Consider the following 16,847-nt stretch of genomic DNA (forward strand, 5'->3'; position numbering starts at 1 on the left):
TTAATCCCATAAAAAATTAAAAATACTGGTGATCTTCCGTTCCTTACCAGACTTGCCGCCGTCTATGAAAACCATGCCTGGTCTGATGGGTTCTTGACCCTGTTCTTTTATTTCCTGTTGATCTTGTTCCAGGATTTCAAATATTTTAAGTTCTGTCTCTTCCTGGCTTTCAAAATCAAGCAACCAGGTAGCATAAATTGAACGGATGGCCTTGGTTTCGGGTTCCAGTACATATCTCGCTGCGTACTCCCCTGTTAAGGCAGTAGCCTCAGGATTGGTCAGCTGTTCTATGGGAAAGCAATGCCCATCGAGCAAATCCTGTTCGGTTCTGGGATCACAGGCATTTCCTTTGCATTCAATTTCTACATTCCCCGCTTCATTAAGTAAAGGGTTCACCTGTTGAACAGACGCAAATCGAAACGGATCTACCCGGCTCAACAGCGGTACGCTGACCTGATTTTCTTTTTTAAGTTCAGGTCCGTAGTTAATGTATAAGGGAACAAAAAAAGAAGTAACAAACAGATCCTGCCTGAAAATCCTGCTTACCTGCTCCGATGAGGAAAGGGCAAGGTCCATGAGATCCAAATACTTTTCGGTATATATGCCTTTGAAATATTCATTGACTTTTGGTCTGAGCGTCTTCCAGCGCGCAATAATTTCATCATAATTATAAACAGACAGGTATTTTCCCTCAAAATCAATCTCCAGTAATAGTGGATAAAATACCTTTCCACAAGCGTAAGCCAGTTCATCTGCAATCAAATCCGGCTCGCTGTCATTTACATAGACATCCTCACTCCGCTCAAGCCGAAAAATCCTAGACCGGTCCAGAAGTGTCCTGACATAGCTGACATCCATATTGTATTTTACACTTTGCTCCTGATCGCCTTTGGCATAACGATGTTTCACCGCATAATGCCGCATAAACGCTGAAGCTTTCAGCTGAAGCTTTAACGAGAAATGATCTGTAAAACTAACCTTTTCCATAGGATCATTTTATTGGTCTTTTAACGTCAGTTCTATACCCTTTTTATCAAAACATGGTTTGAAAATATCCAGATAACCGGGATTAACCAGCATCGCTTTTACCTGCCCCTGTTCGTTGTAAAAGCGTACAAAAAGCAATGGGGTCTTTTTACCTGCCCGAAAAAACTGATAAAGGGTAGTAGACGCCTCCTGATTCACTTTTTGATGATCCTTAATCAGATACCCTTTAAGCTGATCGGTATTTACATTGATGGTGCAAGTGAGTTTTTGTTTTACCTGGCAAACTTTTAAGCTGACCCTACCTTCCTCGCAGACATCACTGTCTGAGGTTGCCGTGTACACTTTATTGAAGCGTACATCTTCAGTTTTTGAGGTTTTATTTTGTGCCGCAGCAATAAAAAAACAACAAAAGGACATCAGAATTAAAAGATATTTTTTCATAGGGAGATTTTGTTTACGATCTGTTGTTACAATTAGTTACTGACTTCTCTCAGTTGCAGTAGCAATCTGGCTTTCCAGTTTGGTTTTTTGCTTTTCTTCGTTTTTGGTTAATTTTTTCTTTGCTTTAAGTGGAGTAAGTGCCTGATTGGCCAAAACAATGTACCTGCTATAAGCAGTCTTGGAAGTTTCAGTTCCCGAGTGGGCATCATTTTCACCGTACAGCAGGTTTGCAAATTTCCAGACTGAATCTTTTGAATCATTGCATTTACTTGTCGAAAGCAAATAAGTCCCCAGGGTACTCAAATCCTTATTGGCACAACTGCCAATGGCATTTAAATTTTTCTTCAGGTTTTTTTCCCTGTCCCTGTATCCGTTAAAGCCACCATTGATCCTGTAGGTCACATAGATCAGGTCGTCATCATCCGCGTAAGTATTTAAATTCGTTGGTGATAAATGTACTTTCCAGTACCAACCTGCTGAGTCCACGGCGTACAATGGTTGTTCCATTTTCAGGTTGTTCTCGCCGTCGGTAAAATTTACACTTTTATAGGTTCCATAACTGGTGTAATTGGCCCTTCCGGTAATCTGGATCAAACCCCGGCCCATAAATTTCTTACCATCCCCGGTTTCGGTATTGCCCAGATTTGTATTTCCCTCGTAGTTCAGCTGATCGGCGGTAGGTCCCCAGATTTCTTTACTGGCTGTAAACTCTATGGATTCATGCTTAAGTTGGGCAACAAAATGAGCAATCCGGATACAAGTATTAATTTCGTAGTTTTTAATGGCCGCGTTCATTCCATCCAGAAAATCCCCTGCTTTTTTATCAGAAATCCCCAGAGAAACCAAATCATCCTTTTCCAGTTCCCGGTTGCAAAAACAGGTTTTAAGTTTCAGCCACAAATCGGCTTTATTCTGAAAAACCCCTTTGTCTGTACTGTTTCCTTTGATCGCATCGTCTTCATTGGAGTAGGTGACTTCTTTCTCTCCCTGGGCCTTCACGGTTAAATGAAAAAAAGCTGCCTTTTCCTTACTGTCATTGATCTTTTTAATCCAGTCTTTTTTGGTATCATCGCTTTTAGGTTTAAATTCGATTTCCACAACAGCCTTGTTTTTAAAGAATACTTCAGGTGTTTCAAACTCTGTTTTGGTAACATAAGCACCAACCTTCGCATTGATTTCTGTTTTTTCAGCCCCTCCTTCCAACACACTTGCAGTTTCTCCGGGCTTTAGAAAAGTGGTATTGTTACTTCCTATAATCTGGAAAGTAATGTTGTCATCTATCAGGCCTGTGGTTTCGGCCACCAGAAAAATTTTTGAGCCAAGAATTGCGCTTTTGATCCTTTTCAGCTCAAATTTGTTTTCATATGATTTGATGGTTATTTTCTTACCTGGAACAGGTTTTTTAGGAATTTCTGCTTTATCTACGCCTTTGTCTTTTGCAATAGAGGCTTGGGTGTCCCCTTTTGCGACCGTGTACTCTTCTGTAGACTTAACTACTTTTTTTTCGTATTTTTTTGCAAAATAAGCTTTGGTCACACTTCCTTTTCCGGCGACTGCGGGTGCATCAAGTGGCTTATTCCCAAAAGTTACCCCTGAATCATCGCCGTTCATATTCATTTTGTTACCGGGGTTAAACTGTACAGTATCCCCGTATACATTGAAATCATTATTTACTGTGGTCTGAATATTCCCACCCGCAATTTCAGTGATCTTTCCTCCAGCCATGATTTAGAACAATAAGCTTTTTTCTCCACTGTTTGACTTGACTTCCTTTTTCGCGTGATGGTTTATATTACCACTCAGGCTATTGACCACCACATCTTTAGTGCCTTGTTGGGTGTGGGTCTCGGAGTGGGTTGTAATGTCTCCTGTGGCCATTTTTAAAATATTTGCCGCGTTCAAAGAATAATCCGAAGTCACATTAATCTGATGACTTGCCCCAACAGTTGTGTTCATATTATTGCCAGCCATCGTACTCATGTCTTTCCCAACCTGTATATTCAGGTCCTGGGTAACATTGATATTCATATTTTTTGCATTCAGGGACATATTTTCGTTGGCCGTAATGGTAATGTTATTCCCCTCAGTATCAATATGTATAATATTCCTATTGATATCGGTAATGGTGATCCCCTGCGCCGTCGGGCCATCGTTAAACTCGATCAAGTGCCCGCTCCTAGTGGTAATACTTTTCATGTGGTTCGATTCCAATCCCCCGGCACCTGTGGCACCATGAAAAATGCTACCCATAACAAAAGGCCTATCGGGATCATTATAACGGAAACCTACAATAACCTGATCTCCAATTTCGGGGATAAAAACATAGCCCCTGTTTTTAGCGAAAGGTTCACTGCTCCCGCCATCGGGGGTCAGTACCCGGATCCAATCTGTAGTCATGTTTTCTTTTTGCCACAGCATCTGAACCTTAACCCTTCCGCTCTGTGAAGGGTCTGCATTATCGGTCACAATAGCTACTTGTGATTCAGCCACGGGAGCTTGTACCTGGTCCACAGGCAGGGATTCTGTATCTGCCGGAACTCCTTTAAAGGAGTTGATATAGCGGTTTAATCCATCAATATGATGGGTAATTTCTGTAATTAAAAAACGGCTTAAAGCTTCTTTGCTAAAAACACCGCTCAAATCCTGACGGGAAACCTGCACGTCCGCAATAGAACCGATGTTCAGCCCGGTCTGGGTACTCTCGCCACAGAGGTCTGTAAGGCCTGCGGCCATTGCAGCTTTATGTTTTTCGGCCAATCTTTCCAATTGTCCTTTACTTTCAATTCTGGGTTTTACCGGATGGCTTACCTGGTCCTGAAACACACTAGAGGATTGTTGCAGGGCATGCCTTGAATAATCATTTAGTCCTTTAACCTGAGCCGGAGCATCCGCATCGAAAGTAGAATTTTGTTGTGACCTGTAAGAATAGTAGGAAAAATTTGCAGGAAGAATACGAAGCGCCATATTCATGACATTCAGGTTTTCTCCATGAATCAGGTTAACTGTTTTTTGATTTGCGGGTTTGCCAAAATGCAGTACCCTGCCATCATAATAAAAAAGCTCTCCGTACTCAGCACTCAGGCGGTTGATAAAAGCAAAATTACTTTCCCTGAACTGGGTAATGTATTTGAGGCTTTCTGTATAATCTGGTTTAATGGCATATTCCATATCATTAGCGGCCAGTGAAGAAGTCACTTTTTTCACAATGGCATCCAGGGGCATATCGCTATAGGAAACCAGATGACTTCCTGTTTCGAGCAAAATGGTCGGGGAATAGCCCTTGACAATCAGGTTCCCTCTTAGGCCATGGCCCTGGGAAAGATTTACTTCACATACAATACCTTTAAAATCAGTATTGCCCTGATCTATGCTGACCACAAAACTTTTCCCAACCCAGGCTTTAGACTGGTCTATTTTAAAAGACGCAGTTTGTTCGATCACATCCTGGTTGATGATCAGTTCAAACTCATGATGACGGTTAAAGGCCTGGGTAATCCTCAGAGAATTAAAATGAACGATTTCCCGGTCATCAATATGTATTTCCAGATTAATTTTCTTTTCCATGGTAGGTGATGATGGTTTTTAAAATTCAAAATGATCATGGTCCTGTAGGCCCAGTGATGATCCTGATCAAGCCGGATTTATCATAAATCGTTTTGTAATTCATAGGTAGATGAATAAACAATAGATTTAACCTTTTGGCCAATTGTTAATGTGTTCTGCAACTCCCATTTTTAATATCCGGGCAGAAATAACAAAACTCAATGTCATTGGGGTTTTGTCATTCACCGAAATCCCTTCATTATACTGGATAATATAAGCATCTTCAAAAGACAGCTCTTTCATTTTGGCATCTTCTTCTCCCTTTTTGAAAATAATACTGCCCCTTAGTGGCTTATATTGATTGTTCACCATAGATTCGATCACCGAGGTATCCTCGGTTGACTCAATCTCCACATGAATGGTTCCGCCGTATACTCCGGAAGAAGGCCTTCCTTTTGCATCAACATCCCTGCTTAGTGAAAAATTGCATTGTAATACATCATAATCTTTTGGTCCAAATTTTAAAATAGTTCTAAATGACATAATAGTGTGTTTATAAATTATAATTGTTGTAACTGATCAGAACTAAATTAGCGATAATTCCCTGATACCCTGAACAAAATGAGCACAAACAATAAGCACAACTATTGATCAGATTTCACTTCTCAACTGAAGTACAGCACATTGTAACTCCTTAGACCCGGGCATTAAAAAAAGAGAAAAAATGCCGGTGATGCAATTGTCACCGGCATTGATGTATAAGATTTTGAGTTAAGCCACCGGCCAGGTATTCACCTGCTCTGCATTGCCCATTTTTAGCTTTCGGGCAGACAGGACAAAACTCAATGTCATTGGTGTATTGTCGTTCACGGCAATACCCTCATTGTACTGAATAATGTAAGCGTCCTCGAAGTGCAATTCCTTCATTTTAGCATCCTCCTCACCTTTTTTGAAGGTGATTGTTCCGGCAAATGGTTTATACTGATTGTTAACCATCGACTCAATAATAGAAGTATCTTCTGTTGATTCGACTTCCAGATGTATGGTTCCCCCATAAACACCTGATGACGGACGTCCTTTAGCGTCCACGTCCCTGTTTAATGAAAAGCTGCATTGCAGCACATCATACTTTTTTGCTCCAAATTTTAATTCGGCATTGAATGACATAATCGTGATTTTTAAATGTTAAACTTCCTTTTAATTTTGAACTAGCTGGCAGAATTAGCAGTTTCAGGCCATTTGTTGACCTGCGTTGCATTGCCAATAGAGAGCTTGCGTGCAGTAAGCTGGAACTTGAGGGTCATTGGATAATTGCCAACAACATTGATTCCTTCGGAATACTTAACAATGTACGCATCTTCAAAAGTCAATTCCTTCATTTTGGCGTCTTCTTCTGATTTTTTGATCAGCAAACTTCCTGATAAAGGTTTGTACTGGTTGTTTACCATTGCTTCAACAATTGAAGTATCATCGGTCGATTCGATTTCGATATCGATTGTTCCGCCATATACTCCGGAAGAGGGTCTTCCTTTTGCATCCACATCACGGTTGAGGGAATAAGAACAATTGAGCACATCATGCTCCTTGTTCAAACATCTAAGATTTGCTTTGAAAGCCATAACTTTTTGATTTGGGGTTATTTAATAATGGTTAATTACAAAAGCAAAAACAAAAAGTTTGCCATTATTCTCTTGTAATCAGACAAATACAAAAAACCTCTGTATGGCTTTTGAAGCTACATTATTTTTGAGCCAAAGCTTTCCAACTTTCTCAACCACTTTTTACTGTAGTCATTTTCGAGCGAATAGAGCTGCCCTATAGTGCTGGTATGGACCGGTGAGAAGCGGCAGTTTTCAAATACGTTTCTTTTTATGGACAGATATGTCACCTTTTTGTCTGTTTTCCAGTACTCAAAAGTTTCTTTATCCAGTATGGAAATAATCCGGGCTGATTTTCCGCTGAAATTATTGCTAATGTTTTGGTTTTTAGAAAGAAAAACCTGATCGGGCATAAAGATCCTGTCAAAAAAACCCTTGATTCGGGTGGGTATAGAAGAGAGGTATACCGGACAAAACAAGACCACATGATTGGACCAGGCAATCAGGTCCAGGGCCCTTTTCAGATCTGGTTCAAGTTCGGTTCCCCGGTTATTAAACTGCTTATTGGAATTAAAAATCAAATCAATGATGTAGATTTCTTTTACATGCCCCCCCGCAGCTTCAACTCCGTTACGATAGGCATGTACCAAATGACTTGTAGCCGCAGTTTTTTCGGGATCACCATTTAAAATCAATACTTGTTTCATTATATGTGGGCCTACGTAAAGATTAAGGCCCTAAAATATAAAGAAATTGTTAAGCCAGGAAATTGTAGCCCTGTTAAAAAAATATCCGGACAGGGATCAAACCTGTCCGGATAGTCAATTGGAAGACAAAAACTGCTACTGCTGTGCGTATTCTGTATTCCAGGTGGTTTCTTCATCTTCCCCTTTCTGACCGTCGAGTTTCACGACAAAACTTTTAGCCGGAAAATAAGGTGTAATGTGTATGTCCAGATGTATTTTATCCTTTTGAGTCTCATCCCTTTCAAAACGCATAATCTTAAAGCGTTCAATCAGGCGATCGGGCCCCTGAATACCATCAAGGAACTTAACAATCTGTCCGCGAAGGTCTTGCTCTGTCCTGGAATTCCAGTTTTCAAAGGCCCTTCGGTTTAGAAAATCAAACAATACTTTGGTTACGTAGTCAAAAACCCGCACCACCGAATAGGTTTGTAAACCAATATTATCACCGTTAAACAGGGTTTTAGCAGAAAAGGCCATTACTTTCCCGTATTCATTGACCATTGGCACCAGACCAATCCGTTCCAGGTGTGAAATTTCACTTTTTTTCAGGTCAAATTTCACGCCGTCCACATCATTAATGGCACCATGTTTTTTACCGGCCGTAACTTGTGACATGAGGGTATAATACATTTTTCCAGCTAAGGCTGCAGAGCCCGGAACACTCAGGTCGTCTTCTTCTCCCACTTCTGAAACCTTGCCCCTTCCGACCAGCCAATTGCAGGTCATAATCACATTGGACCTGAAAGCGTCTCCACCGGTCAGGTTTGCTGCGGTGAAAAGGTCTATCACATCATCCGGCTGATCCAGGTCGGCGAAATCAGTCACCAGCATGGCTTTGTTCTCATAGGCAATTTTGCCCCATTTTTCGACAACTTTATTCGAACCCATATAACCGGGAATAACCATCAGGGAATAATTTTCCCTCAGGTCCAGCCTGTCATATTTTTGTTTCAGCTCTGCGCCTACGTAATCAATAAATCTTGGATTGTCCAGGTCTTTGATCTGGTCCATAGAAGCATTCAATATGACAATGTTTTTCAATTTATCTGATTCTGTATTCTGATAAAACAGATTCACAGAACGGTAAGCCTGCTCCAATTCCCTTGTCGCTTCCAACGCAAGCCCAATATTTTTGTTTAAATTTTCGTCCGCTGCATGGAGTTTAGAGGTACTTTTATCGACCATCGCTGCAACTGAACCAGAGCCTTCCAGGACATCTATCCAAAGCTGAATTTTCTTTTTAAGTTCTTCCCTTTCTTTTTTCTTTTCGTCACCGGTAAGAAAAATCTGTTTTCTCGCTTTTCTTTCCGGATTTAAGTTTTGAAGGCCATCTACGGTGGCTTCCAGCAGGTCAAAACCACCTACTCTTGCCAGTTTATCCAGGCTTTCCTGAAGGGAAAGTTTTTCACTATGTTGTTTTTCTGCCGGCTTAAATGCGGTTTCTGAGGAGGCCTGTGCTATTTTTTGTTCTTCTGGAGTTGCCATTCTAATATTTTTTTATCGTTTTGAGGATCAGCTGGATTATTTGTTTTCTTCTAATTCAGCCACAAAATTTTTCAGGGCACTGATAAATGCATTTTTGGTTTCTTCGTCATCGAGTGTTGCTTTCAGTGTCTTATTGGATTTCAACTGCTTGATGACATTCAGTGACATCTCCTTTTCAATGTTCACATTGTTCAGATAAGTACTCTGATTGATAATTTCTTTTACAGAAAAATCGCCAAGGTTGTGGAATTGAAGGGTCTCATTCGCTGCCGATCCATCTTGCTTTTCAAAAGAAACATTCACCTTTGGTTTATAATGATTAAAAACCTCCTGAACTGTTTTTAATCCTTCTACCTTTTCGGGTTTGATGGCCTCGTTATCTGTTAGTTTTTGTATAAACAGGGTCTTATTGTGGGCGATGTCTGCGAATGCTTCCGAAGTATCAGTTTTTCTCTCGTTACCACCTATTTCATAGTTAAACATAGTGTTGATATTTAGGGTTTTACGTTTTATTTAATTAAAAATATTCAAAAATATTTAAGAAACAGTATTTATTGTATTTTGTTTTCCAGCGCTTTAGCCATTTTAGGCTCTACAATTTCCCATTCCAGGCGCTCTTCATTTTCGTGCTTTCTGATCCGGATCCCGCTGCCTTTTTTCAAAGCCCCGGATATAATGTATTTGGAAATCGGGCGCCGCAATTCATTACGGATTACCCCGGAAAGTTGTCTGGCACCATACTTTGGTGTAAAACCACTCAGGGCCAGCATCTTCACTGCTTCAGATTCAATCTCAAAAGTTATGCCTTGTTTTTCCAGGGCCTCAATTAAGCCTTTGAGCTGTATCTCAAAAATACGAACCACATTCTGCTCACTGATGGGTGCAAAGGGAACGATTTCAGACAAGCGGGCCAGGAATTCCGGCCGGAAATGACGGGCCATAATTTCCATAAGCTGCTGAGAACCCGGAATTGTTCCACTATTGACCTGTTCTGCGATCCACTCACTTCCAATATTGGAGGTAAATAAGATCAGGGAATTTGAAAAATCGCCTTCCTTGCCCAACCTGTCATGCATGTGACCTTCATCCAGAATTTGTAAAAAGGTGTCAAAAACAGAAGGGTGCGCCTTTTCAATTTCGTCAAAAAGAAGTACCGAATAGGGTTGTTGCCTGATTTTATTCACCAGCAAGCCCCCTTCCTCATAGCCCACATAACCCGGAGGCGCACCATACAATAGCGCAGCAGAATGCTCTTCTTTAAATTCAGACATGTCGAAACGGATCATCGCTTTTTCATCATTGAATAAAAATTCTGCAATGGACTTGGCCAGCTCTGTTTTTCCGGTTCCTGTTGGTCCCAGTAAAAAGAAAGAACCAATAGGCTGTCCTTTTTTATTCAGGCCGCTCCTGGATTCCAGGATGGCATCTGAAACGGCTTTCAAGGCCTGGTCCTGACCAACGACCCTTCTTTTAAGGAACTGCTCCATATTGAGCAGTTTTTCCTTCTCCTGGGCCTGTATTTTACCCAGGGGAATACCCGTTTTATAGGACACGACAGAAGCAATATCCTGTTTATCAACCAGGTCCGTTTTGGTTTCCGACAATACTTTAAGTGCACTAAGGTTTTGCCGCAAATAACTTTCGTATTCTTCTGGTGTTTCAAAAGCCTCCACCTGGGTCTCATCGGTCAGCTGCCCAAGCAATACCGGACTGACCTTATCCTGCATTTGGTTGTACAGCCACCTGTAGTCTGCAAGTTTTTCTTCTTCCTGCTGGGCCAACAGGCCAAGTTCCTCCAATTTACCGCTGAGCTCCTGCAACACCTTATCAGAAGTATCATTCATCATTTTCATAGCGGCCATGGTCCGGTCCAATAAGTCGAAAGCGGAATCAGGCAGCCTGCGGTCCTTCATGTAGCGCTTTGCAAGCCGCACACATTCCGGGATCGCTTCTTTTTGGATGGTCAGCTGATGATGTTGTTCATATTTTTCCCGTAGTTTTTCCAGCATCTTAATGGCTGCGGCTTCATTAGGTTCATTCACCTGCAGTACTTCAAACCTTCTGCTGAAAGCCTGTTCCGGCTCTATAATTTTACGATATTCATCCAGGGTTGTGGCCCCGATCACTGTAATTTCACCCCTGGCCAGTTCTGGTTTCAACAAATTGCCAACCCCACCACCTATAGGGCCTTTATTGTCCAAAAGTGTATGGATTTCATCAATGAACAATACAGCCTTATCAAATTGTTTGATCTCTTTAAGAATGTTTTTCAACCGGTCCTCAATTTCTCCTTTATAAGAAGCCCCCGCAATCAGGGAGCCCAGGTCCAGTTCGAAAAGCTGTACGCCCTTTAACAGCTCGGGTACATTTCCCTCAATAATGTCCTGGGCAAAGCCATCTACCAGCGCGGTTTTTCCAACTCCGGCATCGCCGGTAATGATCACATTAGGTTTGGTCCGTCGGCACAGGATTTCCATGATCATTCTCGCTTCCCGGTCCCGGCCAATAATAGGATCTGTTTTACCATCCCGGGCCAGGGCAATCCGGTCAATACAATATTTATGCAGGGAGGTTGTTCCAGGCTGCTGCGCCTCAGAACTTGGTTTCCCACCGGAAGAAAGCACTTGTTGCACCTGCTCTTCTTTAATATACAGGTCCAGCAGTTCTTTTTCTTTGATGGGAAAAGATTTCAACTGGTCGGGTTGAAAACCAACGGTAGGCTTACACAATGCGGTCAGCACACAAACCGGGGTAATCAGATCCAATCCCAGTTTAATTCTCACCAGGTCTGCTTCTTCAAAAACCTTCGGAACAGCAGCGTTTCCAATAATTTCTTCAGGAACAACCGCGACCCTTTCCTGTTCATCAATCCTAACCTCAGCCCATTCACTGATGTATTCTTCATCCTTACCGATAGAAGCTAAAAAAGACCGCAGGCCAACCTCTTTATGCATTAGGCCTTTGAGCAAATGGGCAGGACTAAACAGAGCATGATGGTATTCCCTGGCCAGGGACTGGGCCACTTTGATGGCCAGTTTGACGGACTCACTGATGTTGCTAAGACTCATACACTTTAATTAAGGGTTTTCACTTTTAGGAATTTGCAGAAAATTAGCTTCTGTGATGTAATAATAGTTTTTACCATTAGAAATGAACTGCTGACCAAGCTGTGTTTGTCTTTTGATGTTTTCGCTGGAGCTCATTAAAAACTTCAGATAGGACTCAAAGTCTGCCTGCGACATATTGCTTTGTCTTTTCAAGTCGGCGACTTTGTATTTATCCAGCAGCTCTGTATGTAGCGGTAAACCAATTACAGTCTGGATATATTTCGACAAAGGCATGTCCCTGATTTCACTTTTTGAAAATTTAAGACCAAGCAATTTACCTGGTATATTGAGGTAGTTTTTTTGCAGTTTGCTGCGGAAAGAGCTTTGATCGGGTTGCAAATTTTGGCCAATCATCAAGGAAAGGATATCGCTGACCTGTTTATACTCCATTGTACTGAGCATTAAACTGTATTGCAATAAAGTTTTATTTTTAGACACCACATCCACCGGGGCTGTAGAGGTCAGGTAATATTTAAAGGCATTGTGCGGCATCTTATCGGCAACCTCTTCCGATACAGGTTGAGGAAGATAGGTTTCCAGGTACGGAGAAAGTTTTTTTCTTTCAATACCTGTCAGGCGGAATGCACTGTCCAGAGAGTTGATCTGTGTATTGATGTCCCGGTCTGTTTCTCTTAAGAAGCGTCTCACAGCGACTGTGATCAGTTCATTGGAATTTACCCTACCTTTTGCAGGAAAAACAACGCCACCTTGTATCAAACTGTTTTTCGGATAATCCAGGTAATAAGAAACCGAATCCAGCTGACTGGTATTGTAGGCCTGGGTATTGTTTAACCCTTCGCCTTTAACCAGGAACCGTTTTTTTCTGTCTGCAGCATATACAGCCGATTCAGAAACCAATCTTTTGGACTGCAATACAAAATTATTGAAGGAGGGATCATAATCACTATACAACTGGATGGCCAGTAACCTGGCATCTGCCCTGGCAAAATCTACAGAAAGGTCACCCATCTGTTGCAGCGAAGAAGACTCATTACCTGTACTTCCAATCAGGATCACCAGATTGGTTTCATTCGGATGGTTTTTCAGCAGGCTTAATGCCGATCTGATGCCATCATACACAGGTTGCATTTCTATTCTTCCGTTACATCTTTCGGTCTTTTTGGTTTCATCAGTTAGGAAATTCATCAGTTTTCTGTAATCGGATGATAAAGGCGTATTAAAAATACCCGGCATGGTGCAACTTGAAGCAGATCTGTATACAACACCTCCATAACTCAGTTTTTGTTTGCGGCCAAATTCATTAAATACATTTTCAAAAGACTGGATGGTATTTCTAAGTCCCGAAAAATACTTGGTCATTGGACTTCCTCCGTCTACAACAAAAACGACATTCACTTTATGAATATTTTTTCTCAGGTCCAGGTAACTCAGGTAGTTCAGCACCGAGCCGTTAATGGTAATTACATTGTTCCCCGACTTATTGTAAACATCTGTGGCCACACCCAGGGTATAATTTCCGGGGCCGTCAGCAGCCACCACAGGGGCACTACGCAAAATAAGGTCATTGTCATTACCCAGTAGTGGGTCCACATGTGCATTGTTCAGCAACATGGACAGGGAATCGCTTTGTTCATAGGAATCCATTTTCTGTGGGGAGAGATACAGACGGTCGCCCCAGTTGTGCACGGCATCGGCAGCGACCCAGCCATAAATACTTTTTCGGGCACTGTCGGCAACCAACTGGTCTTCATTACCAATCAGGTATTTTTTACCGTCCTCAGATTTTTTAAATACATAAGCAATTTCATGCAGTCTGATTTTGGCTGTTCTTTTTTTAAGCTCGGGCGAATCATAAACATACATCGAATCCGTTGCATCGAAGTAAACCCTGGAAGCTGTTAATGGCAGTTTTCCATTAATTATCGCAATTGCCTTTTCTGAATAACCGGATTTGGGATTTGAATAAGAACGCTGCCACAGCAATAATTTGGATTTTGAAATCCAGCCATAACTAATGGCGCTTTTTTTATCATTGATCTTTCTTCCCCGGATCATTCCGGCTTTATACTTAATTAATTTTAAATAGCCGTTCTCTTGCTGAGATACATAAAAAGGCTCCATAAAATTAAGTTTTTTCATGATCAGACTTCCGCCCGGGCTGGTCGTGGTATAATTGTCGTCCCTGTCCGAAAAAACAATCCAGGGAAGAGAAGACGTTCCGCCTTCATCATTAATCGTGGTCGAGGCAGAAGGTTTTTCATAAGCCTTAGGCATGTACTTTACCTTCTTTCCAAATGCGGCAGGTGATTGTGCCATTGCATAAGCTGATGGCAAAATCATAAATAGTATATATATAATTCTTTTCATAGGGGGGGGATTATTTTTTTACAATCTTGGCAGAATGTTGTTTGATATTCACAAGAGTTGCACAGGTAGAACTTGGACTGATGGTCAGCTGTGCTTCGTCAATAACGATTTCACCGCCAAAAGTCAGTCCCATACAGTAAGAATAAAAATCTGTTGATTTTTTGATGCTGTCCTGGTCTACATTCACGGTAACTTTCTCATTATTACACATGTATTTTCTAACCAGATAATAATAATTGGTATTGAAATCTGCGCCGTTAGCGATAGACTGGAGCCGGGCCCGGATGTCATCAATGACTTTACGTTCCCCCTCTCCAGGCACCACAAGTTCTGTTTCCAATTCTGCGTTCGGATCGGTAATAAAAATGGTATGAAAAATTGGTCTCCTGCTTCTGTCTGTGGTCAGCTTAACCAGGTATTTTCCCGGAAGATGGTAGGTATACAAGGCTGTACGGCCTTTCACATCGACACGATTGGTTTCTCCAAAGGACCATTCAAAAAGGCCGGCCTTTCCATCCGCCTCTAAACGGACTTCTTCATCCACAACCCCGGAAGTCGGGCCACTGATACTCACCAGGGTATCCTGGGCCGCAGCAATCGTATCCCTTACATTCACCGGAAACTGCTGGCGGAGCTCTCCGTCAACGGTTAGCCGAACAATATAAGACCCCGATTTCTGATAGCGGTAAGAACCATTTTGTGCATTTGATTTTGCCCCGTTTCCAAATTCCCAAAGCCATTTTTTTGCATTACGGGTGTTGTCGGTAAAAACAAGGTCTTCATTTAAAGACAGTTCGTCTTTCAGGATCCTGGCGTCAATATTCCTCTTGTCAAAAAGAGAGCTTTTGAAAAGAAAAATAACTCCGGCCAGGATTAAAATTGCAATAAAAATATACAGAAAGATATACCCCTGTGAATTACTGCTTACTGATTTTCCATTAGTAGTGGTATCGGCCATATTTTTTAGATTGATTTAAATAATTCGGTTATCTGCTTTGTGCACCCATGGTTTGTCTTAACTGACGGGTAGAGAGTTTACAATCCTCCAGCGACTTGTTAAACCTGTCCAGGTCATTTCTATTTCCTTTAAGTTCTCTCCTATTGTAAAAAAGGCCACTGTATAGCTGAGAAGCCTGCAAAAATATTTTGTAACGCTGGTCTGCAGCTTTTCTTTCGTAAGCCGATTTTATAGAACTTAAGGAGTTTTTGATGTCATTTTCCAGAAATACAGCCTGGACACCCGGATCAAATTTCATAATCTGCTTATAGGTGGAATCTATTGTTGCGCGCTGGTCTTTTACGGTTTCCTCAAAATCTGCATTCTGAGAAAGTTTTTCGGCAAGGTCTTGTTTGGAAATTAACCTGTAATCTCCATAGTCGTTAAAAAGCCCATAACTTAACAATGCCGTGGTGAACAGAAATATCCCGATAAAAAACAGGAACTGCTCTCTTCTTTCTTTGATACTCAGCTTAATCATAACTTATTTTGTAAATCGTCCTGCTTTTAATTTCCCCACAGCTGTCTGATTTGTCTTCAAACAGGATTGCAACTGGGTCCTTACATTTTCAATCTGGAAACGGGTATTAAATAGCGAATCCTGAATGCCCGCCATTTTAGCAACATCATCTGTCATTTTTTTATACAGCAAAAAACTTCCGGTCTCGGAACTTTCTTTTTTCACAAGATCTTTGATCTTAAAATTTGCGTTTTGTATATCTTCCAGCAAAATGGCCTGGTTGTTCATTTCTTCCGAATTGAAAGAAGTGTATTTAGAAAGCTGACTGAACCTTAAAAGGATGACGTCAAATTTATCATTGATTTCTCTTCTTTTGGACAAGAGTTGGTCTGTTTGTTTAACCTCTTTTTCCAGCAAACGATACTCATGTTTCGAAGCTGCAAAAAATAGATAGATGCTAAAAATGGCCGCAGCAGTAAGCATCATAAAATTAAGTACAAAGAGCCAGTAGGAACGGGAGAGTTCCTTAGCGTTTATTGGTTTCATAGGGAGATGTAGGGTAGATGGTTAATTGTCTGTCTGTAACTATTTCATTAATTATCTGTTTATGTTTTATTTGTTCCAGTTTGGTCAAAATATTGTTTATCCTTTTCCAATTATTGTTCCATTTAAATCAGCGGCCCATGTCCGATTCACTGTACAACAAACCTTTACGGCTAAAAAGAATTTTTGAAAATCAGGATCTGCTGGAAACGGACCTCGGAAAATCCATTTCCCAAAATATAGAACTGATTATTTTTACCAGGTTTGGTGAACACCGGCATAACGGAAATTTTGGCTGCGAAATCTGGGACCTTGACTTTGAATTAATCGTAAGTGAAACCACCTGGGAAGAGAAATTCAGACAATCCCTTCTTCGATCTATTACTTCATATGAACCCCGTTTGTATCAGGTGGAGGTGGAGATTCGGATGACCGAGGTAGAAAAAATATTCTCTGTCAGGAAAATCACAGAAGTAAAAAAACAAGTGGACATTTCCGTTCGAGGTAAGATAAATGTTACAGGGGAAAAATATTTTTTCAATACCAACCTGTTCTTAAGCCCTTTATCCAGCTAAATAAAAATTGTTCTGTTTTAAGGAAAATTGCACAAAA

Annotated in this window: 16 protein-coding genes; 1 reads left to right on the plus strand and 15 read right to left on the minus strand. The window is 41.2% G+C overall.

Going from position 1 to position 16,847, the window contains the following annotated elements; translation table 11 throughout:
- From B0O44_RS04795 to B0O44_RS04865, 15 genes are all read right to left on the minus strand, one after another.
- Positions 1–987: a hypothetical protein gene (locus B0O44_RS04795; protein WP_110827660.1), complete on the minus strand. Its 987-nt coding sequence runs from the start codon at positions 985–987 to the stop codon at positions 1–3.
- Positions 988–996: 9 nt separating this feature from the next.
- Positions 997–1,428 (minus strand): hypothetical protein, encoded by a 432-nt coding sequence (locus tag B0O44_RS04800; protein ID WP_110827663.1) that lies wholly within the window; start codon positions 1,426–1,428, stop codon positions 997–999.
- 36 nt (positions 1,429–1,464) lie between these two features.
- Positions 1,465–3,153: a hypothetical protein gene (locus tag B0O44_RS04805; RefSeq protein WP_110827665.1), complete on the minus strand. Its 1,689-nt coding sequence runs from the start codon at positions 3,151–3,153 to the stop codon at positions 1,465–1,467.
- 3 nt (positions 3,154–3,156) lie between these two features.
- Positions 3,157–4,992, minus strand: a complete 1,836-nt coding sequence (locus tag B0O44_RS04810) for a type VI secretion system Vgr family protein (RefSeq protein WP_110827667.1) — start codon at positions 4,990–4,992, stop codon at positions 3,157–3,159.
- Between the two features lie 126 nt (positions 4,993–5,118).
- On the minus strand, positions 5,119–5,514 hold the full coding sequence (gene tssD, locus B0O44_RS04815; protein WP_110827669.1) for a type VI secretion system tube protein TssD: 396 nt from the start codon (positions 5,512–5,514) through the stop codon (positions 5,119–5,121).
- Between the two features lie 228 nt (positions 5,515–5,742).
- Entirely contained in the window at positions 5,743–6,138 is a 396-nt protein-coding gene (tssD, locus tag B0O44_RS04820) for a type VI secretion system tube protein TssD (RefSeq protein WP_110827671.1), read from the minus strand.
- Between the two features lie 41 nt (positions 6,139–6,179).
- A complete protein-coding gene (gene tssD / locus B0O44_RS04825; protein WP_110827673.1) occupies positions 6,180–6,590 on the minus strand; it encodes a type VI secretion system tube protein TssD in 411 nt (136 codons plus the stop codon).
- A 116-nt stretch (positions 6,591–6,706) separates the two neighbouring features.
- Positions 6,707–7,276, minus strand: a complete 570-nt coding sequence (locus B0O44_RS04830) for an NAD(P)H-dependent oxidoreductase (protein ID WP_110827675.1) — start codon at positions 7,274–7,276, stop codon at positions 6,707–6,709.
- Between the two features lie 135 nt (positions 7,277–7,411).
- Positions 7,412–8,800 (minus strand): DUF5458 family protein, encoded by a 1,389-nt coding sequence (locus B0O44_RS04835; protein ID WP_110827678.1) that lies wholly within the window; start codon positions 8,798–8,800, stop codon positions 7,412–7,414.
- Between the two features lie 36 nt (positions 8,801–8,836).
- Positions 8,837–9,283 carry a hypothetical protein gene (locus B0O44_RS04840; RefSeq protein ID WP_110827681.1) on the minus strand — a complete coding sequence of 149 codons (447 nt, stop codon included), beginning with the start codon at positions 9,281–9,283 and terminating at the stop codon, positions 8,837–8,839.
- Between the two features lie 68 nt (positions 9,284–9,351).
- The gene (locus tag B0O44_RS04845; RefSeq protein WP_110827683.1) at positions 9,352–11,868 is read right to left on the minus strand and encodes an ATP-dependent Clp protease ATP-binding subunit; all 2,517 of its coding nucleotides are present in this window, start codon (positions 11,866–11,868) and stop codon (positions 9,352–9,354) included.
- A 9-nt stretch (positions 11,869–11,877) separates the two neighbouring features.
- Entirely contained in the window at positions 11,878–14,235 is a 2,358-nt protein-coding gene (gene tssR / locus B0O44_RS04850) for a type VI secretion system protein TssR domain-containing protein (protein WP_110827685.1), read from the minus strand.
- Positions 14,236–14,245: 10 nt separating this feature from the next.
- On the minus strand, positions 14,246–15,193 hold the full coding sequence (locus tag B0O44_RS04855; protein ID WP_110827687.1) for a PKD domain-containing protein: 948 nt from the start codon (positions 15,191–15,193) through the stop codon (positions 14,246–14,248).
- A 28-nt stretch (positions 15,194–15,221) separates the two neighbouring features.
- Complete coding sequence (locus tag B0O44_RS04860; protein WP_170123279.1) at positions 15,222–15,713, minus strand: type VI secretion system transmembrane protein TssO; 492 nt, start codon at positions 15,711–15,713, stop codon at positions 15,222–15,224.
- A gap of 3 nt (positions 15,714–15,716) precedes the next feature.
- Positions 15,717–16,238, minus strand: coding sequence for a type VI secretion system TssO (locus tag B0O44_RS04865; RefSeq protein WP_110827689.1), 522 nt, complete (start codon positions 16,236–16,238; stop codon positions 15,717–15,719).
- Between the two features lie 137 nt (positions 16,239–16,375).
- Between B0O44_RS04865 and B0O44_RS04870 the strand changes: the two genes are divergently transcribed.
- Positions 16,376–16,810, plus strand: a complete 435-nt coding sequence (locus B0O44_RS04870; RefSeq protein ID WP_110827691.1) for a GPW/gp25 family protein — start codon at positions 16,376–16,378, stop codon at positions 16,808–16,810.
- Positions 16,811–16,847: the final 37 nt, after the last annotated feature.

This window comes from Pedobacter nutrimenti, assembly GCF_003208655.1.
GTDB classification, from domain to species: Bacteria; Bacteroidota; Bacteroidia; order Sphingobacteriales; family Sphingobacteriaceae; genus Pedobacter; species Pedobacter nutrimenti.